Source organism: bacterium endosymbiont of Pedicinus badii (assembly GCF_002075085.1).
In the GTDB taxonomy this organism is placed as follows: Bacteria; Pseudomonadota; Gammaproteobacteria; order Enterobacterales; family Enterobacteriaceae; genus PRUG.
In genome coordinates, this window is sequence record NZ_LKAS01000001.1 from 52,053 (window position 1) to 75,572 (window position 23,520).

The 23,520-nt window shown below is 23.0% G+C and carries 26 protein-coding genes; 20 read left to right on the forward strand and 6 right to left on the reverse strand.

Annotated elements, in window-relative coordinates; all coding sequences use genetic code 11:
* The first annotated feature begins 1 nt into the window (after nt 1).
* The 10 genes from AOQ89_RS00280 (at nt 2) to nadA (ending at nt 7,958) form a co-directional block, all read left to right on the forward strand.
* On the forward strand, nt 2-1,543 hold the full coding sequence (locus tag AOQ89_RS00280; RefSeq protein WP_080872150.1) for a cytochrome ubiquinol oxidase subunit I: 1,542 nt from the start codon (nt 2-4) through the stop codon (nt 1,541-1,543).
* A gap of 5 nt (nt 1,544-1,548) precedes the next feature.
* Entirely contained in the window at nt 1,549-2,661 is a 1,113-nt protein-coding gene (gene cydB, locus AOQ89_RS00285) for a cytochrome d ubiquinol oxidase subunit II (protein ID WP_080872152.1), read from the forward strand.
* Between the two features lie 119 nt (nt 2,662-2,780).
* Nucleotides 2,781-3,434, forward strand: coding sequence for a MotA/TolQ/ExbB proton channel family protein (locus AOQ89_RS00290; RefSeq protein ID WP_080872154.1), 654 nt, complete (start codon nt 2,781-2,783; stop codon nt 3,432-3,434).
* A 35-nt stretch (nt 3,435-3,469) separates the two neighbouring features.
* Nucleotides 3,470-3,853, forward strand: a complete 384-nt coding sequence (locus tag AOQ89_RS00295; RefSeq protein WP_080872157.1) for an ExbD/TolR family protein — start codon at nt 3,470-3,472, stop codon at nt 3,851-3,853.
* 298 nt (nt 3,854-4,151) lie between these two features.
* Nucleotides 4,152-4,436, forward strand: coding sequence for a cell envelope integrity TolA C-terminal domain-containing protein (locus tag AOQ89_RS00300; protein ID WP_080872160.1), 285 nt, complete (start codon nt 4,152-4,154; stop codon nt 4,434-4,436).
* On the forward strand, nt 4,417-5,751 hold the full coding sequence (gene tolB, locus AOQ89_RS00305; protein ID WP_195909747.1) for a Tol-Pal system beta propeller repeat protein TolB: 1,335 nt from the start codon (nt 4,417-4,419) through the stop codon (nt 5,749-5,751). The genes AOQ89_RS00300 and tolB overlap by 20 nt, the downstream gene beginning before the upstream one ends.
* 3 nt (nt 5,752-5,754) lie before the next feature.
* Nucleotides 5,755-6,261, forward strand: a complete 507-nt coding sequence (gene pal / locus AOQ89_RS00310; RefSeq protein WP_143715364.1) for a peptidoglycan-associated lipoprotein Pal — start codon at nt 5,755-5,757, stop codon at nt 6,259-6,261.
* Complete coding sequence (locus AOQ89_RS00315; protein WP_080872164.1) at nt 6,261-6,536, forward strand: YbgF trimerization domain-containing protein; 276 nt, start codon at nt 6,261-6,263, stop codon at nt 6,534-6,536. The genes pal and AOQ89_RS00315 overlap by 1 nt, the downstream gene beginning before the upstream one ends.
* A 96-nt stretch (nt 6,537-6,632) precedes the next feature.
* Nucleotides 6,633-6,977 (forward strand): tol-pal system protein YbgF, encoded by a 345-nt coding sequence (gene ybgF / locus AOQ89_RS00320; protein WP_080872166.1) that lies wholly within the window; start codon nt 6,633-6,635, stop codon nt 6,975-6,977.
* 3 nt (nt 6,978-6,980) lie between these two features.
* Nucleotides 6,981-7,958, forward strand: coding sequence for a quinolinate synthase NadA (gene nadA, locus AOQ89_RS00325; protein WP_080872173.1), 978 nt, complete (start codon nt 6,981-6,983; stop codon nt 7,956-7,958).
* Nucleotide 7,959: 1 nt separating this feature from the next.
* Here nadA and gpmA read toward each other — a convergent pair whose 3' ends face one another.
* Complete coding sequence (gene gpmA / locus AOQ89_RS00330; RefSeq protein ID WP_080872176.1) at nt 7,960-8,655, reverse strand: 2,3-diphosphoglycerate-dependent phosphoglycerate mutase; 696 nt, start codon at nt 8,653-8,655, stop codon at nt 7,960-7,962.
* Between the two features lie 64 nt (nt 8,656-8,719).
* Between gpmA and AOQ89_RS00335 the strand changes: the two genes are divergently transcribed.
* Nucleotides 8,720-9,796 (forward strand): D-alanine--D-alanine ligase, encoded by a 1,077-nt coding sequence (locus AOQ89_RS00335; RefSeq protein ID WP_080872180.1) that lies wholly within the window; start codon nt 8,720-8,722, stop codon nt 9,794-9,796.
* A complete protein-coding gene (locus AOQ89_RS00340; RefSeq protein WP_080872182.1) occupies nt 9,793-10,755 on the forward strand; it encodes a beta-propeller fold lactonase family protein in 963 nt (320 codons plus the stop codon). Before AOQ89_RS00335 ends, AOQ89_RS00340 begins: the two co-directional genes overlap by 4 nt.
* Before the next feature lies 1 nt (nt 10,756).
* Here AOQ89_RS00340 and bioA read toward each other — a convergent pair whose 3' ends face one another.
* Complete coding sequence (bioA, locus tag AOQ89_RS00345; RefSeq protein WP_080872185.1) at nt 10,757-12,061, reverse strand: adenosylmethionine--8-amino-7-oxononanoate transaminase; 1,305 nt, start codon at nt 12,059-12,061, stop codon at nt 10,757-10,759.
* A gap of 88 nt (nt 12,062-12,149) precedes the next feature.
* On the opposite strand from bioA, the gene bioB reads away from it, so the two are divergent.
* The 4 genes from bioB to bioD are packed head-to-tail and all read left to right on the forward strand — an operon-like array spanning nt 12,150 to nt 15,787.
* Nucleotides 12,150-13,187 (forward strand): biotin synthase BioB, encoded by a 1,038-nt coding sequence (gene bioB / locus AOQ89_RS00350; protein ID WP_080872189.1) that lies wholly within the window; start codon nt 12,150-12,152, stop codon nt 13,185-13,187.
* A gap of 6 nt (nt 13,188-13,193) precedes the next feature.
* The gene (locus tag AOQ89_RS00355) at nt 13,194-14,363 is read left to right on the forward strand and encodes an aminotransferase class I/II-fold pyridoxal phosphate-dependent enzyme (RefSeq protein ID WP_080872191.1); all 1,170 of its coding nucleotides are present in this window, start codon (nt 13,194-13,196) and stop codon (nt 14,361-14,363) included.
* The gene (locus AOQ89_RS00360) at nt 14,353-15,117 is read left to right on the forward strand and encodes a methyltransferase domain-containing protein (protein WP_080872193.1); all 765 of its coding nucleotides are present in this window, start codon (nt 14,353-14,355) and stop codon (nt 15,115-15,117) included. The genes AOQ89_RS00355 and AOQ89_RS00360 overlap by 11 nt, the downstream gene beginning before the upstream one ends.
* Nucleotides 15,110-15,787, forward strand: a complete 678-nt coding sequence (gene bioD, locus AOQ89_RS00365) for a dethiobiotin synthase (protein ID WP_195909748.1) — start codon at nt 15,110-15,112, stop codon at nt 15,785-15,787. The genes AOQ89_RS00360 and bioD overlap by 8 nt, the downstream gene beginning before the upstream one ends.
* Here the strand turns inward: bioD and infA are convergent.
* Genes infA through trxB form a run of 4 tightly spaced genes read right to left on the reverse strand, consistent with a single transcriptional unit; the run spans nt 15,784 to nt 20,437 of the window.
* Nucleotides 15,784-16,038, reverse strand: a complete 255-nt coding sequence (gene infA, locus AOQ89_RS00370; RefSeq protein WP_080872196.1) for a translation initiation factor IF-1 — start codon at nt 16,036-16,038, stop codon at nt 15,784-15,786. The genes bioD and infA overlap by 4 nt on opposite strands.
* Nucleotides 16,039-16,060: 22 nt before the next feature.
* Nucleotides 16,061-17,779 (reverse strand): ATP-binding cassette domain-containing protein, encoded by a 1,719-nt coding sequence (locus AOQ89_RS00375; protein ID WP_080872198.1) that lies wholly within the window; start codon nt 17,777-17,779, stop codon nt 16,061-16,063.
* Nucleotides 17,780-17,781: 2 nt separating this feature from the next.
* Complete coding sequence (locus tag AOQ89_RS00380) at nt 17,782-19,479, reverse strand: ATP-binding cassette domain-containing protein (RefSeq protein WP_195909749.1); 1,698 nt, start codon at nt 19,477-19,479, stop codon at nt 17,782-17,784.
* Between the two features lie 7 nt (nt 19,480-19,486).
* The gene (gene trxB, locus AOQ89_RS00385; protein WP_080872201.1) at nt 19,487-20,437 is read right to left on the reverse strand and encodes a thioredoxin-disulfide reductase; all 951 of its coding nucleotides are present in this window, start codon (nt 20,435-20,437) and stop codon (nt 19,487-19,489) included.
* Between the two features lie 78 nt (nt 20,438-20,515).
* Here trxB and AOQ89_RS00390 point away from each other — a divergent pair, with 78 nt between their 5' ends.
* Genes AOQ89_RS00390 through serC form a run of 4 tightly spaced genes read left to right on the forward strand, consistent with a single transcriptional unit; the run spans nt 20,516 to nt 23,520 of the window.
* Complete coding sequence (locus tag AOQ89_RS00390; protein WP_080872203.1) at nt 20,516-20,899, forward strand: DNA translocase FtsK 4TM domain-containing protein; 384 nt, start codon at nt 20,516-20,518, stop codon at nt 20,897-20,899.
* Entirely contained in the window at nt 20,889-21,098 is a 210-nt protein-coding gene (locus tag AOQ89_RS00395; RefSeq protein ID WP_143715365.1) for a hypothetical protein, read from the forward strand. Before AOQ89_RS00390 ends, AOQ89_RS00395 begins: the two co-directional genes overlap by 11 nt.
* A gap of 38 nt (nt 21,099-21,136) precedes the next feature.
* Entirely contained in the window at nt 21,137-22,411 is a 1,275-nt protein-coding gene (gene serS / locus AOQ89_RS00400; protein ID WP_080872206.1) for a serine--tRNA ligase, read from the forward strand.
* Nucleotides 22,412-22,425: 14 nt separating this feature from the next.
* Nucleotides 22,426-23,520, forward strand: a complete 1,095-nt coding sequence (gene serC / locus AOQ89_RS00405; protein WP_080872211.1) for a 3-phosphoserine/phosphohydroxythreonine transaminase — start codon at nt 22,426-22,428, stop codon at nt 23,518-23,520.

Here is a 23,520-nt window from a genome sequence, read left to right on the forward strand (position 1 = left end):
TATGGAAATACTAAATACAGTAGATTTATCAAGAATACAATTTGCTCTTACGGCAATGTATCATTTTCTATTTGTACCTCTAACTATAGGTATGTCTTTAATATTAGCAATTATGGAGACAATTTATGTAATTAGAGGAAACATTTTGTATCGAGATATGACGCAATTTTGGGGAAAATTATTTGCTATAAATTTTGCTATGGGAGTAGCAACAGGAATTATTATGGAATTTCAATTCGGAACGAATTGGTCATATTTTTCTAATTATGTAGGAGATATTTTTGGAGCACCTCTAGCTATAGAAGGGCTTATGGCTTTTTTTTTAGAATCTACATTTATAGGATTATTTTTATTTGGTTGGAAAAAATTAGGAAAACTACAGCATTTATTTGTCACTTGGATGGTAACTTTAGGTTCTAATTTTTCTGCTTTATGGATTATAATTGCAAATAGTTGGATGCAAAATCCTATATCTTATAATTTCAACCACAATGCTATGCGTATGGAAATGTTAGATATCTCAAAAGTTATTTTTAATCCTTATGCGCAAGTAAAATTTTTACATACTGTTTCTTCAGGATACTGTACAGCTGCTATCTTTATTTTAAGTATAAGTTCGTATTTGTTAGTCAAAAAGAAATGCGTAAATTTTGCAAAAAACTCTTTTTCTGTATCTGCTATCTTTGGATTTTTTGCTATAATATTTGCTATTTTTTTAGGAGATGAATCTGGTTTTGAAATTAATAAATTACAAAAATCCAAATTATCTGCAATAGAGGCAGAATGGAAAACTGAAAAACCTCCTTCAAGTCTAAAAGTTTTTGCTATTCCTAATCAAAAAGAACAAAAAAATTATTATTCTATTGAAATTCCTAAATTATTGGGAATTATAGCTACTAGATCTACAAAAGAAAAAATTTTGGGAATTCAAGATATTATAGAAAATAATAAAGTAAAAATTAGAAAAGGAATTGTAGCTTATAAAATACTAAAAAAAATTAAAGAAAAACAAAAAATTAGTGAATTTGAAGAAAAAAGATTTACGAATCTTAAAAAATATTTAGGATATGCACTACTTTTAAAAAAATATACAAAAAATATAGAACAAGCGAAAGATACTGATATTGAAATGGCTGCAAATGATACAATTCCAAATGTACTACCTTTATTTTTTTCTTTTAGAATTATGGTTCTATGTGGATTTTACATGCTTTTTTTATTTACATTTTGTCTAGCAATATGCATCAAGAGAAAAATAGAAAATGCAAAATTTTTACAAAAAGTTTGTATTTTTTCTCTACCTATTCCTTGGATAGCATCAGAATCTGGATGGTTCGTTTCAGAGTATGGAAGACAACCTTGGATTATTTTCGAAATTTTACCAACATTTTTAGGAATTTCAAATGTCAAAAAATACGAAGTTCTAACAACTTTAGTACTATTTTCTTTACTGTATTTTATTTCTTTTTTTGCTGTTCTGTATGTAGTATGTAAAATAATTAAAAATTCTCCAAAATTTTTTGAAAAAAATAAAAAAATTTAAGTACGATGATTAAATATGAATATCTAAAAATTTTCTGGTTTGTGACAATAAATATACTATTTTTTGGATTTTGCATTACAGATGGATTTGACATGGGAGTTGGAATGCTCATACAACATCCTAAAAATAAAGAAATAGAAAAAAGAATAATGATAAATGTAATAGGACCTCATTGGGATGGAAATCAAGTTTGGTTGATAACATCTATAGGAGCTATATTTGCTGCTTGGCCTATTTTTTACTCTATTTTACTATCTAATTTCTACTTATTGGTTATGATTTCTCTTATATTTCTTTTTCTAAGGCCTATAAGTTTGGATTTCAGATCTAAAATAGAAAGTAAAATTTGGAAAAAATTTTTTGATTTCGGAATTTTTTTCAGCAGTTTTTTCCCTACTTTTTCCATAGGACTAATAATTGGAAACATATTTAATGGAGTCTCTTTTACAATTCAAGAAAATAAATTTTTGCATTTTGGAAAATTTTTTCAACTTTTTAGTATTTTTAGCGTACTTTTTGGAATTTTATTTTGTTGTATGTTTATTTTTCATGCATCAATACTTTTAAAAATATATACTGAAAAAAATATACAAAATAGAATGCATAAAATTGTAAATTTTTTGTTTCCAATAATATTAGTGGTATTTGTTGCAATAGGAATTTTACTAAAAGAAAATATTTTAGGGTTTTCTATATATAAAATTTTAAATAAAGAATTTTTTATTATAGAAAAAGGAATTTGGATTAAATCTTTAAAAAATTATAAAATTTTTTGTATAATTCCTATTTTTTTTATTTTGTTTTTGTACTTTTCTTATTTTTTTTCTAAAAAAAATAAAAATAAAGTTTCTTTTTTATTTTCTTGCTTAGCAATATTTTTTTTAATTTTTACAATTTCTCTCATTCTATTTCCATTTATAATGCCTTCAAAAATATATCCAAATAGTAGTTTAACTGTTTGGAACGCTACTTCAAGTCAAAAAACTTTATTTAATATGATGATAATATCTTGCATATTATTTCCTTTAGTTTTATTATATACTTTTTGGTCTTATAAAAAAATGTTTAGAAAGATTACAAAAAAATACATCAAAAAAAACCAAAATTCCTTATACTAAAATGTGGAATTTATTTTGAATATTCAAATTTTTTTTTCTAATTTGTGTAGTATACGTTTATTCTTTAGAATAGATAAAAAGATTAAAAAAAAATAGAGAATTTTTATATTTAAAATAGTATGAATTTTTTTAATTTTTTTATTAATTCTAATTTTTTTGTACAAATTAATATACTAATTCTATTTTTCTGTTCTATTTATTCATGGTCAATTATAATAAAAAAGATAATAATTTTAGTATTTGTAAAAAAAAAAATAAAAATTTTTAGAAAAAAGTTTTTTTCTCAAAAAAAATTAATTTTTTTGTACGAAGAAATTAGAAAAAATAAGAATGCTCTAAATAGTATAGATAAAATTTTTTTTTCTGGATTTAAAGATTTCTATTACTCTTTCAAAAAACAAAATACATTTGATTTGTGTAAATATAAAAAAAACATGCAATTATCTGCAGAACAAGAAATAGAAATTATGAAAGAAAAAATAGATTTCTTAGCAACTATAGGTACAATTAGTCCATATATAGGACTATTAGGTACTGTAATTAGTATAATAAATACTTTCTTTTTATTAGAAAATGAACTTAATCTAAAAGAAATCGCTCCTCATATTGCTGAATCTCTTATATTTACCGCTTTTGGTCTATTTGTTTCAATTCCTGCTGTTATAGGTTTCAATTATTTTAGTATTAAAATAGAAACAATAGAAAAAATTTATAGTTTTTTTATAGAAGAATTTCTCTTAGCTATAAAAAGAAAAATCAAAAATTCTAATTAAAATATGAAAAAAAAAAAATATTTTCCGAAATTAATATGATTCCTTTTTTAGATATTCTTTTAGTACTAATTCTCGTACTGTTTACCAGTATATCTTTCAATTTGCAAAAATTTCAAGTAGATCTGCCAAATTCTAATAAATTAAATACATTCTATGAAGATTCAGAAAAATTTATTACAATAGAAATTCTTTTAGAAGAAAAATACAATTTTTATTATAAAAAAGAAAATCTTCAAAAAATTTCTTTAGAAGAAATACGCAAAAAAATAAATGATATTATAAAGAATCAAAAAAAAATAAATATTTTATTAGCAGCAGATAGAAAAATTTATTATAATAAGATAATAGAAGTCTTAAATTTTATAAACGAATTTGAAATACAATCGGTTAGTTTAGTTACTAAAACAGAAAATAAATGAAATTTAATTATTATAAAAAAACTAATTTGGATTTTTTTTTTCTTTAGTACTGCATGTTATTTTATTTTTTTATGTTTTTTCAGAAGAAAAAATATTTTCTAAAAATAGAATAAAAAATTTTAAAGTTTTTTTTATTCAAAATAAGCATAGAAAAATAGATTTAACAAATACATACTATCAAGAAAACATAAACTTTACTGAAAAAAATAAAATCCTACAAGAAATAAAAAACTCTAATAGAATTCAAAAATCAGAAATAAAACAAAAAAATAAAAAAGATCATTATACTAAGAAAGAAATGAATTCTACTTTAAGAAAAGAATCAGAAATTTATAAAAAAAAATTGTACAATTCTATAAAAAAGAATTTTTATGTCTATAAAAAACATTTAGGAAAAACTTGTATAGTAAAAATAAGAATTTCAAAAAATGGAAAGATCTTTATTGTACAATTTGAACCGAAAAAATCTTCTTTATGCGTATCAGCATTACAATCTATAAAATCAGCTAATATTCCTATACCAAATAATGAAGAAATATATAAAATTTTTGAAAATACAACTATTGAATTTTCTCCAAAATAAATGTAAAAATTATAAATTCTTTTTTACTACTATACTATTTTTCTTATTTTTTGATTCTTATTCTAGTACTTTAATCAAAATAGAAGAAGGAGAGAAATTTATTTATCCAATAGAAATAGTACATTTTTCTTATGAAGAAAGTAAAAAGGATTCGCAATACGGAAAAGAAATATGTCAAATTATATACGAAGACTTCTTAAATAGTTCTAGATTTATCCCAAAAGTATCCGGTGAATTTAACACAGAAAAATATCTAAATAATTTAAATAAAACAGAAAATTTAAATAGTATATTAGTACTAACAGGTAGTGTGCATGAAAATTATGATGAAAATATAACAATTTTCTATCAACTTACTAATTTAATTAATAAAAAAAAAGAAACTATTTTAGCTAATCAGATAAAAATGAATAAAAAAATGATTAGAAAGATAGCACATACTATAAGTAATGAAATATTTCAAGAAATTACTAGTAAAAAAGGAATTTTTTGTAACCAAATTGCGTATGTTATGCAAATGAAATATAAAGACAAATACTTTTATTCTTTAAAAATTTGTGACTATGACGGATACAATAAATCAGAAGTATTTAAATCTGAATATCCAATTATGTCTCCTTCTTGGTCTCCAGATGGAAAAAAAATAGCTTATTCTATTTTTTCAGAAAATGGATCAAAGATAGTAGTACAAGATCTATCTAATGGATCTATAGAAATAGTATCAAATTTTACAAGGCACAATGGATCTCCTTCTTGGTCACCAGATGGAAAAAAAATTGCATGTTCTTTATCTAAAGATGGAAATTTAAATATATATGTAATAGAATTACAGGAAAAAAAAATAACACAAATTACTAATAATAGAAACACTAATACAGAACCTAAATGGTTTCCTGATAGTGAAAGATTAGTTTATACTTCAGATCAAGGAGGAAAACCTCAAATTTATTCTATTAGTATTAGAAACAAAAAATCTAAAAGAATCTCTTGGAATGAATACATTCAAAACCAAAATGCAGAAGTTAGCAAAGACGGTAAATTTATTGTTTTAGTAAGTAAAAATAAAAATTTACAAAGTATTACAAAAATTAATTTGGAAACAGAATCTATTGTACAAATTACAGAAAATTCTCTTAATGAAAGCCCAAGCATAGCTCCAAATAATTCGGTAGCTATTTGTAGTTCTTTATTTTCAAATCATCCATTTTATTTAGTGCAAATATTTTCTTTAGAAGAAAATTTTAAAAAAATTCTATTTTTAGAAGAAAATGGTATGATAAAATTTCCTGTATGGTCACCTTTTATAGATGAGTAAACTATGAGAAAAATTTTATTAGTAGGATTGCTATTTTTATCTAATTTATTATTATTTTCTTGTAAAAATATGCAAAGTACTGGATGGCTAGAAAATAAAAATATATTACAGAAAAAAGAAAAAAAAAAGAAAATTAAGTATCATCAAATTGACTTAAAAAATGAATTAAATAAAATAAATACGGTAAATTTTGATTTTGATCAGTATCAGTTTCATCCTATTTACTATGGAATTTTAGATAAACATGCAAAATTTCTTTTAAAAAATAAGGAACAAGTTATAACTATAGAAGGACACGCAGATGAAAGAGGAACTTCAGAGTACAATATAGCTTTAGGAGAAAAAAGAGCAAATTCTATCAAAGTATATCTGCAAGGAAAAGGAATTTTAGATCAAAGGATAAAAATTATATCTTACGGTAAAGAAAGACCAATTTCTTTAGAACATAATGAAGAATCTTATGCAAAGAATAGAAGATCTGTTATAGTATATCAAGTACAAAATAACTAATGAAGAAAATAATTTTCTATACTTTTTTGATATTTTCTTATTTTACTACTTTTAAATCTACAAGTGCAAATAAGATAAAAAATGAAATAGAACAAATGAAAGAAATTAAAAATGCACACGAAATACTCATTTTTCAACTGCAAAATAAAATAGATTTTTTACAAAAGGAATTAGACTCTCTTAGAGGTTTAGTAGAAAAAAATGAATATGATATCGAAAAAATACTGCAAAATCAAAAAAAAACTTCTTCACAAAAAGATAATTCAAAAAATTAAGATTTTTTTTGAAAAAATGTATCCTAAAAAGGATAAAAAAAATACAGTAAATAAAAAAAAAATCAAAAAAATGAAGTTTTTTGTTATAATAAAACAATTTCATTAGTATTAAAAAATGAAAAATATGAAGATACAGTATTTGCTTTAAAAAAATTTATTTTAGATTTTCCAAATTCTGTATACCAAGCAAATGCAAACTATTGGATTGGACAAATATACTATCAATCTTCTAATTTTAAGAAAGCCAAATATTTTTTTAATTTAGTTTTTAGAAAATATCCCAATTCTAATAAAGCAGCAATTTCTATGCTGAAAATGGCTAATATTTTAGATAAAACTGGAAATAAAAAAGAAGCAAAAAAAATTTATAAAAAAATTCTATACTCCTATCCTAAACTTGAAGAAGCTAAACAGGCAAAAAAGAAACTATCTTTTTTATAAAATATGAAAAGAAATAAAAAAGAAATTTTTAAAGAAATTAGTACTCTTTTAAAAAAAAGAAATGCAACTATTGTTGCACACTATTATACAAATCCAGAAATACAAGAATTAGCAGATTTAACAGGAGGATGCGTTTCTGATTCTTTAGAAATGGCAAAGTTTGGAAAAAAAAGTTCTTCTAAAAATCTAATAGTTGCTGGAGTACGATTTATGGGAGAAACAGCAAAAATACTAAGTCCAGAAAAAAATGTTCTTATGCCTAACTTAGAAGCAGAATGTTCTTTAGATATTGGATGTAAAAAAGAAGAATTTTCAAAATTTTGTAAAAAGTATCCAAAAAGAGAAGTGGTCGTATATGCAAATACTTCAGCTTCTATTAAAGCTATGTCCAATTGGGTAGTCACATCAAGTATAGCAATTCAGATAGTTTCTTTCTTGATGAAAAGAAAAAAAAAGATTATTTGGGCTCCTGATAAAAATTTAGGAATGTTTATTAAAAAAAAAACAGGAGCAGATATGATTCTTTGGGATGGAAAATGTATAGTACATGAAGAATTTAAAATAGACTCTTTAAAAAATATGAAAAAAATCTATCCAAAAGCTGCAGTTTTTGCACATCCCGAATCTTCTGAGGGAATTATACAAATAGCAGATTTTGTTGGATCTACTAAACAGATTATACAAGCTTCTAAGGTATTTTCAAATAGAGAAATAATCTTAGCTACAGAAAAAGGAATACTATTTAAAATTAAGCAATTTTGTCCAGAAAAAAAATTTCTTATAGCTCCTACTTATGATAATAATATTAATTGTAAGAGTTGTGCAGAATGTCCTTGGATGAAAATGAACAGTATAAAATCTATTTTAAAACTTTTAAAAAAAAACTGGAAAAAAAATGAAATTCATTTAGAAGAGAAAATAAGAAAAAAAGCACTTATTCCTTTAAAAAAAATGATTAATTTCAGCACAAAGAATTATTAGACTAAATATACCTATGTTGCAAATAATTGCATTTTGTATCGAATTCGCAAAGAATAGGTCTGCCAGTGGGAATTTCCAATTTCATTATTTCTATTTCATTTAAATTAGCTAATAATTTTATTATTGCTCTAATAGAGTTTCCATGTGCCGCAATAATAATTTTATTTTTTTCTAAGATTTTCGGCTTTATTTCTTTTTTCCAATATTTTTTTACTCTAAGTAAAGTATCTTCTAGACTTTCTGTAAAAGGAATATTATTTTTATTAACATTAGAGTATTTCTGATCATTTTTAATGATATCATAAGATTTTTGAGAACATTTTGGTGGTTTAGTAGAAAAACTCCTTCTCCAAAGACTAAATTGTTTGGATCCGTATTGTTCTTCTATACTTACTTTATTTAAGCCTTGTAAAAATCCGTAGTGCCTTTCATTTAATCTCCAATTTTTTTTAATAGGTATCCAACACAAATTCATTTCTTCAAGTATGTACCATAATGTCCATATAGCTCTTTTTAAATAGGATGTATATCCTAAATGGAAAAAAAATTTATTTTTTTTTAGAATTTTTCCAACTTTCTTAGCTTCTTTGATTCCATTATCAGAAAGTGGAATATCAGTCCATCCAGTAAAAATATTTTTCTTATTCCATTCACTTTCTCCGTGTCTAACCAAAATCATACTAGTTTTTTGTTTCATTTTATTTTTACAAAGTGTTACTTAAGGTTTATATTGTATATTATAATAAATAATTATTTATAATATGTATACAAAATTTTCTAAAAAAAATATACTTTTTTTGGTAGGCGGAACTTCAAAAGAACATAGAGTTTCATTGTATTCATCTCAAGATGTACTTAAAAACGTAGATAAAAAAAATTTTAATATTTTTTTGTTTGCAATTAATAAAAAAGGGGAATGGATACAATACGAAAATTATAAAAAATATCTCAAAAATGAGAAACATATAAATAAAATTAGTCTTATTAGAAAAAAAAAAAATTTAGCAATTTTTCCAGGAAAACAAAAAAAAAAATTTTTTAATTTTTCTAAAAAAATTTGGTTACCGAAAATTGATCTAGCTTTTCCAATAATATATGGTTCAGAAGGAGAAAATGGGAATTTGCAAGGATTTTTAGAGTCTTTATATATTAAGTATCTTGGATCAAGAGTTTATAGTTCTTCTATTTGTATAAATAAAAGAGTTACAAAAGGAATTATAAAAAGAGAAAATATTAGTATAGTTCCTTTTATTTTTATAAAAAAGGATTCTATTATTCCAAAATTTGATTTTTTAAAAAAAGTTTTTGGAATACCTTTTGTTATTAAGCCTGTCGATCAAGGGTCTTCCATAGGTGTTGAAAAAATATTCAAAGAAAAAAAATTTTTTAAATCTTTAAGTAAAATATTTTCTATTAGTAAAGAAGTTTTAATAGAAAAGTACATATTTGGCAAAGAAATTGAAGTAGGAATTATTAAAATAGGAAACAAATTTTGCATTAGTTCTTATGGAGAAATAGATACAAAAAAATTTTTTTACAATTTTTACAAAAAATATATAAAAAGTAGCACAAATAATTTAATTATTCCAGCATGTTTAGAGGAAAAAACAAAAAAATTAATTAAAAAATACTCAATAAAAATTTTTACAAAATTAAAATGTTCTCATATGGCAAGAATTAGTTTTTTATTGGATAAAAAAAATAAAGTATTTTTTAACGAAATAAATACCGTTCCAGGAATGGGGAAAAAGAGCATTTTTTATAGACTTTGGAAAGAGAAACAAATTTCTTATAATAGTCTAATAAAAAAATTAATTTTTTTAGGTTTACAAAAATGAAAAATACAGATTTTTTTATATGTGTAGCTTGCTTAGATGAAGGTTTTCTTTATATATTCAAATTTGATGGAAAAAAAATAGTTACTCTTCTAAAAAGAGAAAAATTGAAATTTTGTCAACCAATTTCTAATATACTTAAAAAAAAATATTTTTTTGTAGGAACTAGAAAAAAAGAAATTTTTTTTTATAAAAAAGATCCAAAAAAAGTAATAAAAAAGATTTCTTTTATAAATATTGGATGTATTCCTACTTATATATCTGTAAGTGAAAAAAAGAATCTAGTTTTTTACGCATCTTATCATGGAAATTGTTTTGGAATTATTAGTATAAAAAAAAAAAAATTATTTTTTGTACGTAAAATGCATCTTTCTTCTTGTCATTGTATAATTTTTGACGAAAAAAAAAAGCTAATATGGGCAACTTCTTTAAAAGAAGATTCTGTAAAAATATATAAATTACATAAAAATCTTAGTATTTCTTTGCATAAAGTAGTAAAAACTAGTAAATTTTTTGGTCCTAGACACATTATTTTTCATCCTAAAAATAAATATTCTTATTTAATAGGAGAAAAAAACGGATTAGTTTCTATAATAGATAGAAATAGCTATAAAATTATTGATAACATTGCAAGTTTACCAAAAAATTTCAATTATTTTTGGTCTTCAGAAATATGTATTACTTCTAATGCAAAATGGATATATACTGCAGAACGAAGGCATAGTATTTTATCCTGTTTTATTGCAAATCAAAAAGGAGATTGTATAAAACTATTAAGAATACAAAAAACTACAAAACAGCCTAGAAGTTTTTCTATAGAAAAAAATGGTAAATACTTAGCTTGTGTTGGACAAGAATCTAATGAACTCTGTATTTACAAAATAGATAAGAAATATGGAAAACTTTTAAATCTTTGTCAAATTGAAACTGGGAAAAATCCAATTTCTTCTATTTTTTTATAAACTAATTTTTTAAAAAAAAATTTTTTTTATGATCTAAAGATTTTGAAATAGCAATAATTAGTTTTTTTATATTTTTTTTAGAAATAATATAAGGAGGAGTTAGGTATATTATATTTCTAAAAGGTCTTATCCAAACTCCTTCTTTAACAAAAATTTTTTGTATGTTTTTTATATTAATCAAAAATTTTGTTTCTACAACTCCTATAGATCCTAATACTCTGGTATTTTTTACCATTGGATGTTTTTCTAATTTAGACAATCCAGATTTTAATTCTATAGAAATTTTCGATACTAAAGATTTCCAATTAGTGTTTTCTAATATTTGTAAACTTGCTGTTGCAGATGCACAAGCTAAAGGGTTTGCCATAAAAGTAGGTCCATGCATAAAACAATTTGTAGATCCATTACTAATGGTATAAGCTATTTTTTTTGTTGTTAATGTAGCTGCTAATGTTATAGTACCACCAGTTAAAGCTTTTCCAATACATAAAATGTCTGGACTAATTTTTGCGTAATTACAGGCAAAAAGTTTCCCTGTTCTTCCAAATCCTGTAGCAATTTCATCACAGATCATAAGAATACCGTACTTATAGCAAAGCTCCCTAATTTTAATAAGATATTTTTTATGGTAGAAATTCATTCCTCCTATAGCTTGCACAATTGGTTCTAGTATTAGAGCAGCTACTTCTTTATGATATTTTTTTATTTTTTTTTCTATTTCGAATATATCAGTATTTTTCCAAGTATCTCCAAATTTTCTTTTAGGAGATTCCAAAAAATGATTAGAAAAAAGATTTCTTTTTGTAAAATATAGATCATGTATAGAGTTTTTTGGATCACAAACAGAAATTGCTCCAAATGTATCTCCATGATATCCATTTTTGAGAGAAAAAAATTTATTTTTTTTTGTATTATTTTTTCCTTTCCAATACTGTAAAGCCATTTTTATAGCTACTTCTATAGAAACAGAACCAGAATCAGATAAAAAAACACATTCTAAATTTTTAGGTACTATTTTTATTAGTTTTCTACAAAGATCTATAGCAGGTTGATGAGTAATTCCTCCAAACATAACATGAGACATTTTTTTTATTTGATTTTGTATAGCTTTATTGATAATAGGATGATTATAACCATGTATTGTAGACCACCATGAAGACATACCATCAATTAGTTTTTTTCCATTATTTAAAAATAGATAACAATCTTTAGCATACACAATGGGGTATACTGGAAGAGGATTTTTTATAGAAGTGTATGGATGCCATATATGCTTTTTGTCAAAATCTATATCTTGAAAATTCATACTATTTGCTCCTTATAATATAACATTCTATTGACAGTTTTTTAGTATTCTTTACACTAATTATAATGATAATCTATAATTTAAAATTATGTTAAAAAATGAAGTATGGACTGTAAAAAGAACAAAAAAACTTTTTAAAAAGCCTTTTTTTGATCTATTATTTGATGCACAAATGGTGCATAGAAAAAATTTTAATGTACAAAATATACAAGTCAGTACACTACTGTCTATTAAAACAGGTGCATGTCCTGAAGATTGTCAGTACTGTGCTCAAAGTGCTAGATATAAAACAAAAATTAAGAAAGAAAATTTATTAAAAATAGAAAAAATTTTACAATCTGCAAAAAAGGCTTTACAGTCTGGTTCTACAAGATTTTGTATGGGAGCTGCTTGGAGAAACCCCAAAGATAGAGATATTCCTTATTTAGTAGAAGTTATAAAAAAAGTGAAAAAATTGGGATTAGAAACTTGTATGACATTAGGTTTTTTAAAAGAAAAACAAGCTAAAAAACTAGCAGAAGCAGGATTAGATTTCTATAATCACAACTTAGATACTTCAAGAAGATTCTATAGTAAAATAATTTCTACAAGAAATTATCAAGAAAGATTAGACACTTTAAAAGTTGTTAGAAAATCCGGCATAAAAGTCTGTTCTGGAGGAATTTTAGGTTTAGGAGAAGAAAAAATAGATAGAATTGAACTATTAGTCGAATTAGCAAATTTAAAAAAATCTCCGGAAAGTATTCCCATAAATGTTTTAGTAAAAAATAAAGGAACTCCTTTATATAATAAAAATATTAAGGAATTAGATCCTTTTGATTTAATAAGAACAATAGCAGTAGCTAGAATTATGATGCCTACTTCATATGTTCGACTTTCTGCTGGAAGAGAAAATATGAATGAGCAAACACAAGCATTATGCTTTTTAGCTGGAGCAAATTCTATTTTTTATGGATGCAAATTATTGACTGTTTCTAATGTAAAAGTGGAAAAAGATATAGAATTATTTAAAAAATTAGATCTAAAAATAGAAAAAAAGAACCTTTTTTATAAAGAAAAGGAAGAATTAAACAATTCTAATTTTCGCATAACAAATAGAAACGATTTGTACTATGAAGCAAAATGATTTTATATGAATAGTTTATTAAAAAAAGTGAAGGAATCAATTTTAGATAGAAAAAAAAAGTTCTTGTATAGAAAAAAAAAAATTATCAATCATGGAAATAAAAAATGGATTTTTTATAAAAATAAAAAGTATCTAAATTTTTCTAATAATAATTATTTAGGATTAGCTAGAAATTTTAGAGTAATTTCTGCATACAAAAAAGCAATTGAAAAATTCGGAATTGGTTCAACAAGTTCTTCCCACATAGTGGGCTATAGTTCATTACAAAAAGAACTAGAAGAGAAAATTTCTAAATGGATGAAGTATTCTTGTGGACTAATTTTTAATTCTGGATTTTGTGCAAATCAGTCTATAATAAAAGTTTTAATAGAAAAAAAAGATTTTATTATTGTTGATAGGTTCATGCATGCATCTATAATGGAAGAAATCATTAGATCTTCTTTGAAATTTTCCAGATTTTTGCATAATGATTTTCGATCTTTAGAAAAAATTTTAAGAAAAAATTATTCTGAAAATAAATTCATTTTTACAGAAGGAATATTTAGTATGGACGGGGATGTATCTCCTTTAAAGGAAATATATCTTTTAAAAAAAAAGTACAATTCTTTTCTTATTGTAGATGATGCTCATGCATTTGGAATATTAGGAGAAAATGGAAGAGGATCTACTTGGAAAATTTGTAAACCTGATTTCCTGGTCTTTACTTTTAGTAAGGCACTGGGTATACAAGGAGCAATTGTTCTTTTCAAAGAAAAAGAATTTTTAGATTACTTTTGGCAGTTTTGTAAAAATTTGATATATAGCACTTCCATGCCTCCTGCACAAATTGTTGCTATAAAAATAGCTTTTTCAGAGATGCGTAAAAAAGGAATGCTTCTAAGAAAAAAACTTTTAAAAAATATAAAAAGATTTAGAAAAGGAATAAAATCTTTAAATTTTTTGACTACTAAATCTAGTAGTCCAATTCAAACTATTATCATAGGAAATAATGAAAAAACTATAAAAGCAGAAAAATTCTTAAGATTCTTAGGATTTTGGGTAACAGCTATTCTTCCTCCAACTGTCCCTCCTAAAACTTCTAGACTTCGTATTATTATAACTTCAGAACATAGTGACAATGACATAGATTCTTTGCTTTTTTCTCTAAAAGTATTAAAAAAAAAATATGTACAATGATTTTTTAAGTAAAAAAATAAAAATATCTAAAAAATTTGATCAAGTTTCTAAATACTATGAAAAAAATAATTTTTTACAAAAAATTTCAGGAAATTATTTAAAAAAAGTTTTAGGAATAATTAGAAAAAATTGTATTTTAGATGCTGGATCCGGTACAGGATTTTTTAGTAGATTTTTTAAAAAACATAATTATGTAATAGCTTTAGATTCTTCTTGGAAGATGCTACAATATTCCAAATATAAAAATTCGGCTGATTTTTATGTTCTTGGAGATATGGAGTACATTCCTATAAAAAACGAATCTATAGATGTGATATTTAGCAATCTATCTATCCAATGGTGTGATATGAAAAAGGTAAAATCTGAATTTTTTAGAATTATAAAAAAAGGAGGAAAAATAGCTTTTTCAACTTTAGTTAAAGGTTCTTTAGTAGAATTGCAAAATGCTTGGAAAAAAATAGATGATTACAAGCACATTAATTCCTTTGAAAAAAAAGAAAATATTATTTCTTTTTGCTTTCCTTATAAATATGATATTTTTTTTAAAGTAAAAAAATTTTATTATTACAGAATAATAGATATTTTTAGAGATTTTAAAAATACAGGAACAAACTATGTAGACAGAAAAAATTCTTTTTCTGGATTAATTGGCAAACAAAAAATAAAGAAAATAGAAAAGTTCTGGCCAAGAAAAGAAAAAGAAAAATTTATTTTAAGTTACATAATAGCATATGGGATAATACATTGTGAATAAAAAAACTTTTTTTATAACAGGAACTGATACAAATTCGGGAAAAACAGTAGTTTCTTGTCTAATAATAAATTCTATTAAAAATTTTGGACGTAAAGTTATAGGATTTAAGCCAATATCTTCTGGATCTTTTTTAGAAAATGGACAAATAAAAAATAGAGATGCACAAAAATTAAAATATTTTAGTAATCTAAAAGTTTCTAACAAAATGATGAATCCTTATTTTTTCATAAAACCAACAGCACCTCATATTGCAGCAAAAAAACAAAACATTACTATTAAAAAAAAAGTTCTTTCAGAAAACTTTAAAAAATTACAAAAAATTTCTGAATATATAATAATTGAAGGAGCTGGAGGATGGCTTACTCCTATAAATGAATCACAGTTTCTTAGCGATTGGATTTTGGAAAATAAAATAAAAATTATACTAGTAGTAAATATGAAAATTGGCTGTATAAATCATGCTTTATTAACTCAATATGCAATTAAAAACTCTAAAGGGATAATATTTGGATGGGTTGCAAATTTTAAAAACAAGATGTCAGAAAAAAAAGAATATCTACAATTCCTATCAAAAAAAATTTGTGCTCCATTAATTGGTACAGTTAAAAAATACAAAAACTTTCAAGAAATAGAAAAAGAAGAGAATTTTTTTTCAAATTATATTACTTAGTTATTATTATTAGAATTATTTTTTTCTTTTTGTTCTTTACTTCTGAATATAATTCTTCCTTTATTTAGATCATAAGGTGTTAATTCGACAATAACTTTATCTCCTGCTAGTATCCTAATGTAATTTTTTCTTATTCTTCCAGAAATATGTGCTATCATTACATGTCCATTTTCTAACTTTACTCTAAACATAGTATTAGGTAAAGCATCAATAACTGTTCCTTTCATTTCTATATTTTCTTCTTTAGTCATATTTTTCCTTTATATAATTAGTCTAAAATAAAAAATTTTTAATAGAAATTTTTTTTCTTTCAATAAGATACTTGTACGATCCGGAATGGAGAATTCTTCCATTTTCTAAAATGGAAATTTGATCGCATTTTTTTATCCAATCCATATAGTGAGTCGCTAGTATAATAGTTTTTTTATTATTTTTTTTAAAAAGAATTTTTTTCAAATTTTCTATATTTTTTTTGTCTAAATATTCAGTTGGTTCATCTAATATCCATATAGGACAGTTTTTTAAAATCATCCTTGCAATACCAATTCGTTTTATTTCCCCTAATGATAATTTTCTTCCTCCTTCTCCAATCCAATAGTCTAAATTTTTATCTTTTTTTAGAAGATTTTTTAGATTCAATTTTTCTAATATTTCTATAATTTTTTTATCTATCTTATTGTTCTTTTCTTCAGAAAAGATTAAATTTTCTCTTAAAGTAGTATTAAATATATGGATATTTTTCGGTAATACAGAAATCATTTTATTAATTTCATTTCTTGTAAAACTAGTAATATTTTCATTATTAATTTTTATTATTCCATTTTTTGTTTTTATTTCTCTATAGATTAATTTTAATAAAGTTGTTTTTCCACTACCGTTACTTCCTATAAATACATTAAATGTATTAGGAAGAATTTTTAAAGAAACTCCATCTATAGAATTAAAAATTTGTACAGGATACTTAAAGTACAAATTTTGAATATCAATACTAATTGGTTTTTTATTTTTTTTACAAAAATTACTACTTTTTTTGTTTCTAAAAATCATTTGACTAATTTTCTTTATAGAAATATTTGCTTTTGCTAAATTTTTTGGTATAAAAAATAGTAATGAAAAAATTTCTGTATAAGAAATAAATATAGAAAATAGTATTATAAAATTATTTTTTTCTCGTAGATTTAAAAAAGTAGTTTTTTCAAATGTTTTTATAAATATAAAATAAAAAGCTGCAAAATACACTACTGAAAGAATAGAATTAATGGTAATTTCAATAATATGAGAAAATAGTTGGTATCTATTCCATTCTTTTTCTAAATTTTCTATAGATTCTATTTTTTTTAAAGATTTTTCATAAATTAAGTATTCTAGGTTGTATCTAATCCATTTATTTAAACTAGATCGATAATTTTCAGAAAGAGATTGATTTTTTTTACTACTAAATTTTTCAAATTTGTAAATGATTGGAAAGAATATTAGAGAAACAAAAAGAAAGAAAAAACTAATTAGATTTCCTATTTTTGGATGCATTGCATAAACAAAAAGATTCAAAGAAATTAAAGCTACTACATAGCTTATAATAGGAAGAATTACTTTAATATAAAAATTATCTAAATTATTGATATCTTGCATCATACAATTTAAAAAATTAGATCTTTTAAATTGTGTCAATAATTTACTGAAATTTGAGAAAATACTCTTAAATAGATCAATTCTCAAATTTCTCAATAATATGAAAGTAATTTTATGAGAGAAAAATTTTTCTATCCAATTACTAAATATTTTTAGTGTAGAAATAAAACGAATGATAGAAGAAAAAAGCAAGTAACTTATTTTGTATCTATTGTAATTTACGCAATAAACTAAAAAATGAAAAGAAAAAATAAAAATTAGAGCTCCAGAAAAAACAGATAAAAAACTAAATATTATGCTAAGAATAAATAAATTTTTATGTAGTAAAATTTTTTTTATGTATGAAATTGTTTCTTGAAACATTTTTATTTGTTTTTAGTATAAATTATTTTTCCGTTTTTAATTCTCAAAATTATATCAAATTTTTTAATCATATCTATCTTATGAGTAATTAAAATGGATGTTTTTGATTCTATTTTTCTTAGTAAAGATTTTACTATAATGTTTTTACTTTGCAAATCTAATCCTGAAGTTGGTTCGTCCAGTATTAAAAGTTTAGAATTTCTTGCTAAAAATCTAGCAATTGAAATTCTTTGCATTTGTCCATAAGACAAAAGATCCGTAGATTTTTTTCTAATTTTAGTTTTTATTCCGTCAGATAATTTATTTAAAAATTCCACTATATGAGACTCTTTAGAAATTTTTTGTATTTCTTCTTTTTGAATGGAACAATTGCTTCCAAAAGTAATATTTTCTCGTATAGTCGATTCTGTTAAGTAAGGATTTTGACTCAAAAAATTGATATTTTTTCTCCATTCTTTTTTTGATATTTTCTTTAGTTCTATTCCATTAATTTTTATTGATCCAGAATATGGAAGTATACCGAATATAGCATAAATGATGGAAGTCTTTCCAGATCCACTTTCTCCTAAAATAGCTACTTTTTGTTTTGGAAGTATTTTAAAATTTACAGGACCTAGTATTTTATCTCCTTGAATTGAATGCACTATAAGATTTTTGGCTTCAATTCCAATAGAATCAAAGAAATCTGTCTTATCTTTTTTTATTTTACTTCTCTTTTTCAAAATTAATAAAATTGGAAGAACCTGCTTCGCAGCTTCTATAGATTGCGCTTTGCAGTGATAAAATTTACTCAAATCTTTTATTGGAATAAAGAATTCTACAATAAGAAAAAATACTAAAATACCTAAAGCCACAGATGGTGTTTCATAAAATCCAAATTTAAAAATTTTTAGATAATAGAAACCTAAATACACAGTATTTATAGCTATAATAAGAGCAGAAAAAAATTCTAATATTGTTGAATTTAAAAAAGCTATTTTTAATATAGAAAATGTTTTTTTTCTTAAAGCTTCTAGTATAAAAATCATTTTTTTTGTTTCTTTTTTCTTTTTACTAAAGATTTTTATTGTTCTAATTCCTTGTATCCTATTTAAAAAATATCCAGAAAATCTAGATAGTAAGGAAAAACTTTTTTGACTTTTATCAAATATTTTTTTTCCTATAATAGATAAAAAAAAGATATTAATTGGAATACTTAAAAGTATAGTGGTTCCACAAAACCAATTTATAGAAAAAATTTTTATCAAAAAGACTAATGGCAATACAAAAGAAAATACTTCTCTAGGTAGATAATTGACATAAAAATTTCCTATTTCTTCTACACATTCTATTATAGTACTGTTCCAATCTCCAATAGATTTTTTTTTTATTTTCTCAGATTCTAAGATTTGCATATATTTTAGTATTTTTTTTCTAATTTTATTTTTAATTTTTTTACCTAAAATAAAACTTAAAATCTCTTGAAAAAATTTTAGTACTATTCTAACTGATAAAAATAAGAACAGAAGAATCAAAATATTTTCTGAACCTTTAATTTGGTTTGATAGAAGATTTTGTATAGAAGAAGAAAAAACGTACAGATAACAAATACTAGATATTCCTATAAAAATTGCAAAAAAACATAAATAAAGTATATGAATTTTAATAAATCTACTTTTTGTTAACCAATGTAGTATATATCTATTTTTTTTATTTTTCATTTTTCCCTCAAAAAGATTTTTCCATAAGGTATTTTTTTGCATCTAAAGCAGCCATACATCCACTAGCAGAAGAAGTAATTGCTTGTCTATAAAAAGGATCAATTATATCTCCAGCAGCAAATACTCCTTCTACAGAAGTAGAAGTAGAAAAATTTTTTTTTTTAAAAAAATTTGTACATATATATCCATTATGAGTTTTAATGTGTTTTATAAAAATTTTGCTATTAGGAATATATCCAATAGCTATAAATATTCCAGAAATTTGTATCTTTTTTTCTATTTTTTTATTCTTTTCTTTTATTATAATACTTTTTATTTTATCTTTATTTCCTAAAATTTTTTTTATTTCAAAATTTTTGTATATTTTTATATTTTTTTTTACTTCTACACACTTTTTTAATTTTTTAATTAGTATATCTTCTGCTCTAAAAATTTCTCTTCTGTGGATAAGATAAATTTTCTTTACTATCTTAGATAGATAGATTACTTCTTCTAAAGCAGTATTGCCTCCTCCTACGACAGCAACGTTTTTATTTCTATAAAAAAATCCATCACAAACAGCACAAGTAGAAACTCCTTTTCCTAAATATTCTTGTTCTGATTTAATTCCCAGATATTTAGGAGAAGATCCTGTTGCGATAATTACACAATTACAGATATACTTATTTTTTTCTCCAAATAAAATAAATGGATTTTTTTGAAAGTCTACCGATTTTATTGTGTCAAATACAACTTTCGTTCCTAGTTTTTTTGTTTGTTTTTGCATATTTTCCATTAAATCTCTTCCAGAAATTTTTTGTTGTCCAGGCCAATTTTCTATATTCTCAGTAAAGTTTAATTGTCCTCCTGGTAAATTTCCAGTAATTAATATTGGAGGAAATCCTGATCTAGAAGAATATATTGAAGCTGTATATCCTGCAGGTCCAGATCCTATAATAACTATTTTATTTTTTTGCATATAATGTTTTAACTATTTATTATTAGAAGTTTTTTTATTATATTCTATAAATTTAAATTTCTAAAAGTATTGAGAAGAATGTTTATAAGAATTTTATCTATGAATCTTAAAAAACAAGTAATAAAATTTTTTTTTATTTTATTTTTTTTATTTTTTTTATATATCTTAGTTTCTTTACTCAGTTTTGATCCTAACGATCCAAATTGGTCAAAAATAGAAATAAAAGAAAACTGCATAATAAACAACTTTGGAGGAGTATTTGGATCTTGGATATCTGATATTTTATTTTTATTGTTTGGAAAAGCTATTTATTTTATTCTACTATTTTTTTATATATCTATTTGGAGAATATGCAATTATTTAATTAAAAAAAAAATGAAATTTAAATTTTTTTTTTATAAAATTTTTAAATTTTATTCTTTTATCTTTTTTGTTTTGTATACTATCTTGTATGCATTTTAGTAACTTTTTTTATTTTCAATCTGGTGGAATTGTAGGTTTTGTTTTATATAATGTAATAGAAAAATATTTTAAAAATAGATTTTTTTTAGAAATTTCGATATATGCTTCTCTTTTACTAAGTATATTAATTTATTTTAGAATATTTGAAAAAAAAATTTTTAATTTATTAAATAAGAAAAAAAAACAAAAATGTAAATAATATTTTTAATTTAATGCAAAAATTCGTAAGTACAAAATATGCTAAATAAAAATTTATTAAAAACAAAATTTTATGAAATAAAAAAACAACTTTTAAAAAGAAATTTTTTTTTAGATGAAAAAATTGTAATTCTAGAAGAAGAAAAAAGAAAAAAATTACAAATAGAATTAGAAAAATTACAAAAAGAAAAAAATAAAATATCAAAAAAAATAGGAATTTCTAAAAATAAAGTAGCAATAGTAGAACTTTATTTTAAAAGAATTAAAAAAATTAACCAGTGTATACAAGAAAAAAAAAATTTACTAAAAGAAAAGAAAAAGATTTTAAAAGATTACCTAGAAAAAATTCCAAATATTTTATCTAAAGAAGTACCTTACGGTACAGACTATAAAAATAATGTAGAAATTAAGAAATTCGGAAATCCAAAAAGAAATAAATTTTTTATTCAAGATCATGTAAAAATAGGAATCGAAAAAAAAGGAATTGACTTTGTTTCTTCTGCTGAAATTTCTGGTTCAAAATTTGTAATTTTAAAAAATCAAATTGCTAGAATGCATAGATCTCTCATACAATTTATGCTAGATTTTCATACTGAAATAAATTATCAAGAAATCTACGTACCCTATATAGTAAAATATGATGCTTTGTACGGATCTGGACAACTTCCAAAATTTTCAAAAAACCTATTTGCTATTAATATAAAAGAAAAAGAAAATCAATTTTTAATACCTACCGCTGAGGTTCCTTTAATAAATTTAGCTAAAAATCGTATTTTTGAAGTGCAAGAATTACCAAAAAAATTTGTTGCTCATTCTCCTTGTTTCAGATACGAAGGAAAATCTTATGGAAAAAAAAATCAAGGTATGATTAGACTAAATCAATTTGACAAAGTTGAATTAGTACAAATTGTTCATCCAAAAAAATCAAAACAAGCCTTAGAAGAAATTACTCTAGATGCAGAAAAAATTTTACAAAATTTAGAACTTCCTTATAGAAAAGTTCTTCTTTGTTCTCAAGAAATTTGTTTTTCTTCTTGTAAAACATACGATTTAGAAGTTTGGATTCCTAGTGAAAATCGATATATTGAAGTATCTTCTTGTTCTAATACTTCAGATTTTCAGTCTAGAAGAATCAATGCTAAATTTATAGATTTCGATGGAAAAAAAAAATTTGTACATATCTTAAATGCATCAGGTTTAGCTATAGGAAGAACATTAGTAGCTATTATGGAAAATTTTCAAAAAAGAAACGGAAGAATAAAAATTCCTAGAGTTTTAAGAAAATATATGAGAAATTCTAAATATATAGAATAATAGTGTAAATAATTATGAAAAGAATATTTAATTTTAGCGCAGGACCTTCTTCTATTCCGAGTACAGTTATTAAAAAGATTAAAAAAGAACTTTTTAATTGGAAAGATTTGCACGTTTCTGTTATGGAAGTTAGTCATAGAAACGAAAATTTTTTCACAATGCTAGAAAATATGAAAAAAAACTTAAGAGAAATTATGAATATTCCTAAAAATTATAAGATACTATTTTGTACAGGTAGCGGAAGATCTCAATTTTCTGCGGTTCCTATGAATCTTATTAGCAATACTAGTACGCAAGCAGATTATGTATATAGCGGAATTTGGTCAAAGTATGCAATTCAAGAAGCCAAAAAATACTGTAAAGTAAATATTATAAATATAGTAAAAAAAAAAGGAAATAAAATTTTTCTATCTCCTATGAAAGATTGGAATATTACAAAAAAAAGTGTATACATACATTACTGTGCAAATGAAACTATAGAAGGTCTTTCAATAGAAGAAGTACCAATTTTTAAAAATAAAATTCTAGTTGCTGATTTTTCTTCTTCAATTCTATCGCATCCAATTAATATTAAAAAATTTGGTATAATATACGCTGCTTCTCAAAAAAATATAGGAATTTCTGGTTTTTCTTTAGTAATCATAAGAGAAGATTTATTAAAATTAAAAAAAAATAGTTTTCTTCCCTCTTTTCTAAATTATCAAATTATTCAAAAAAAAAAATCTTTATTTAATACTCCTTCCACATTTTCTTGGTATGTTGCAAATCTAGTAATAGAATGGATTAAATCTATTGGAATTACAAATATTTATAAAATGAATCAAGAAAAATCAAAAATTTTGTACAGTATAATTGATAAATATAAAATATACCAGAATCATATTCTTCCTATTAGCAGATCTAAAATGAATGTAGTTTTTTTTATAAAAAACAAATACTTACAAGAAATTTTTTTAAAAATGTCTATGAAAATTGGACTACTTTTTTTGAAAGGGCATGCCAAAGTTGGAGGAATAAGGGCTTCTTTGTATAATGCTATGTCAATTGAAGGAGTAGAAAAGTTAGTATCTTTTATGAAAAATTTTTCTAAAACTTATAAAAATTTTTAA

What these genes read in the sequence shown, in the direction of transcription:
- AOQ89_RS00395 (WP_143715365.1), top strand. Translation starts at nt 20,889, where the DNA reads ATGCATTTTAGTAACTTTTTTTATTTTCAATCTGGTGGAATTGTAGGT.
- serC (WP_080872211.1), top strand. Translation starts at nt 22,426, where the DNA reads ATGAAAAGAATATTTAATTTTAGCGCAGGACCTTCTTCTATTCCGAGT.
- AOQ89_RS00335 (WP_080872180.1), top strand. Translation starts at nt 8,720, where the DNA reads ATGTATACAAAATTTTCTAAAAAAAATATACTTTTTTTGGTAGGCGGA.
- trxB (WP_080872201.1), bottom strand. Translation starts at nt 20,437, where the DNA reads ATGCAAAAAAATAAAATAGTTATTATAGGATCTGGACCTGCAGGATAT.
- AOQ89_RS00375 (WP_080872198.1), bottom strand. Translation starts at nt 17,779, where the DNA reads ATGTTTCAAGAAACAATTTCATACATAAAAAAAATTTTACTACATAAA.
- AOQ89_RS00360 (WP_080872193.1), top strand. Translation starts at nt 14,353, where the DNA reads ATGTACAATGATTTTTTAAGTAAAAAAATAAAAATATCTAAAAAATTT.
- nadA (WP_080872173.1), top strand. Translation starts at nt 6,981, where the DNA reads ATGAAAAGAAATAAAAAAGAAATTTTTAAAGAAATTAGTACTCTTTTA.
- gpmA (WP_080872176.1), bottom strand. Translation starts at nt 8,655, where the DNA reads ATGAAACAAAAAACTAGTATGATTTTGGTTAGACACGGAGAAAGTGAA.
- infA (WP_080872196.1), bottom strand. Translation starts at nt 16,038, where the DNA reads ATGACTAAAGAAGAAAATATAGAAATGAAAGGAACAGTTATTGATGCT.
- AOQ89_RS00340 (WP_080872182.1), top strand. Translation starts at nt 9,793, where the DNA reads ATGAAAAATACAGATTTTTTTATATGTGTAGCTTGCTTAGATGAAGGT.
- bioA (WP_080872185.1), bottom strand. Translation starts at nt 12,061, where the DNA reads ATGAATTTTCAAGATATAGATTTTGACAAAAAGCATATATGGCATCCA.
- AOQ89_RS00300 (WP_080872160.1), top strand. Translation starts at nt 4,152, where the DNA reads ATGAATTCTACTTTAAGAAAAGAATCAGAAATTTATAAAAAAAAATTG.
- AOQ89_RS00290 (WP_080872154.1), top strand. Translation starts at nt 2,781, where the DNA reads ATGAATTTTTTTAATTTTTTTATTAATTCTAATTTTTTTGTACAAATT.
- serS (WP_080872206.1), top strand. Translation starts at nt 21,137, where the DNA reads ATGCTAAATAAAAATTTATTAAAAACAAAATTTTATGAAATAAAAAAA.
- AOQ89_RS00390 (WP_080872203.1), top strand. Translation starts at nt 20,516, where the DNA reads ATGTTTATAAGAATTTTATCTATGAATCTTAAAAAACAAGTAATAAAA.
- pal (WP_143715364.1), top strand. Translation starts at nt 5,755, where the DNA reads ATGAGAAAAATTTTATTAGTAGGATTGCTATTTTTATCTAATTTATTA.
- bioB (WP_080872189.1), top strand. Translation starts at nt 12,150, where the DNA reads ATGTTAAAAAATGAAGTATGGACTGTAAAAAGAACAAAAAAACTTTTT.
- cydB (WP_080872152.1), top strand. Translation starts at nt 1,549, where the DNA reads ATGATTAAATATGAATATCTAAAAATTTTCTGGTTTGTGACAATAAAT.
- AOQ89_RS00380 (WP_195909749.1), bottom strand. Translation starts at nt 19,479, where the DNA reads ATGAAAAATAAAAAAAATAGATATATACTACATTGGTTAACAAAAAGT.
- AOQ89_RS00315 (WP_080872164.1), top strand. Translation starts at nt 6,261, where the DNA reads ATGAAGAAAATAATTTTCTATACTTTTTTGATATTTTCTTATTTTACT.
- AOQ89_RS00280 (WP_080872150.1), top strand. Translation starts at nt 2, where the DNA reads ATGGAAATACTAAATACAGTAGATTTATCAAGAATACAATTTGCTCTT.
- AOQ89_RS00355 (WP_080872191.1), top strand. Translation starts at nt 13,194, where the DNA reads ATGAATAGTTTATTAAAAAAAGTGAAGGAATCAATTTTAGATAGAAAA.
- AOQ89_RS00295 (WP_080872157.1), top strand. Translation starts at nt 3,470, where the DNA reads ATGATTCCTTTTTTAGATATTCTTTTAGTACTAATTCTCGTACTGTTT.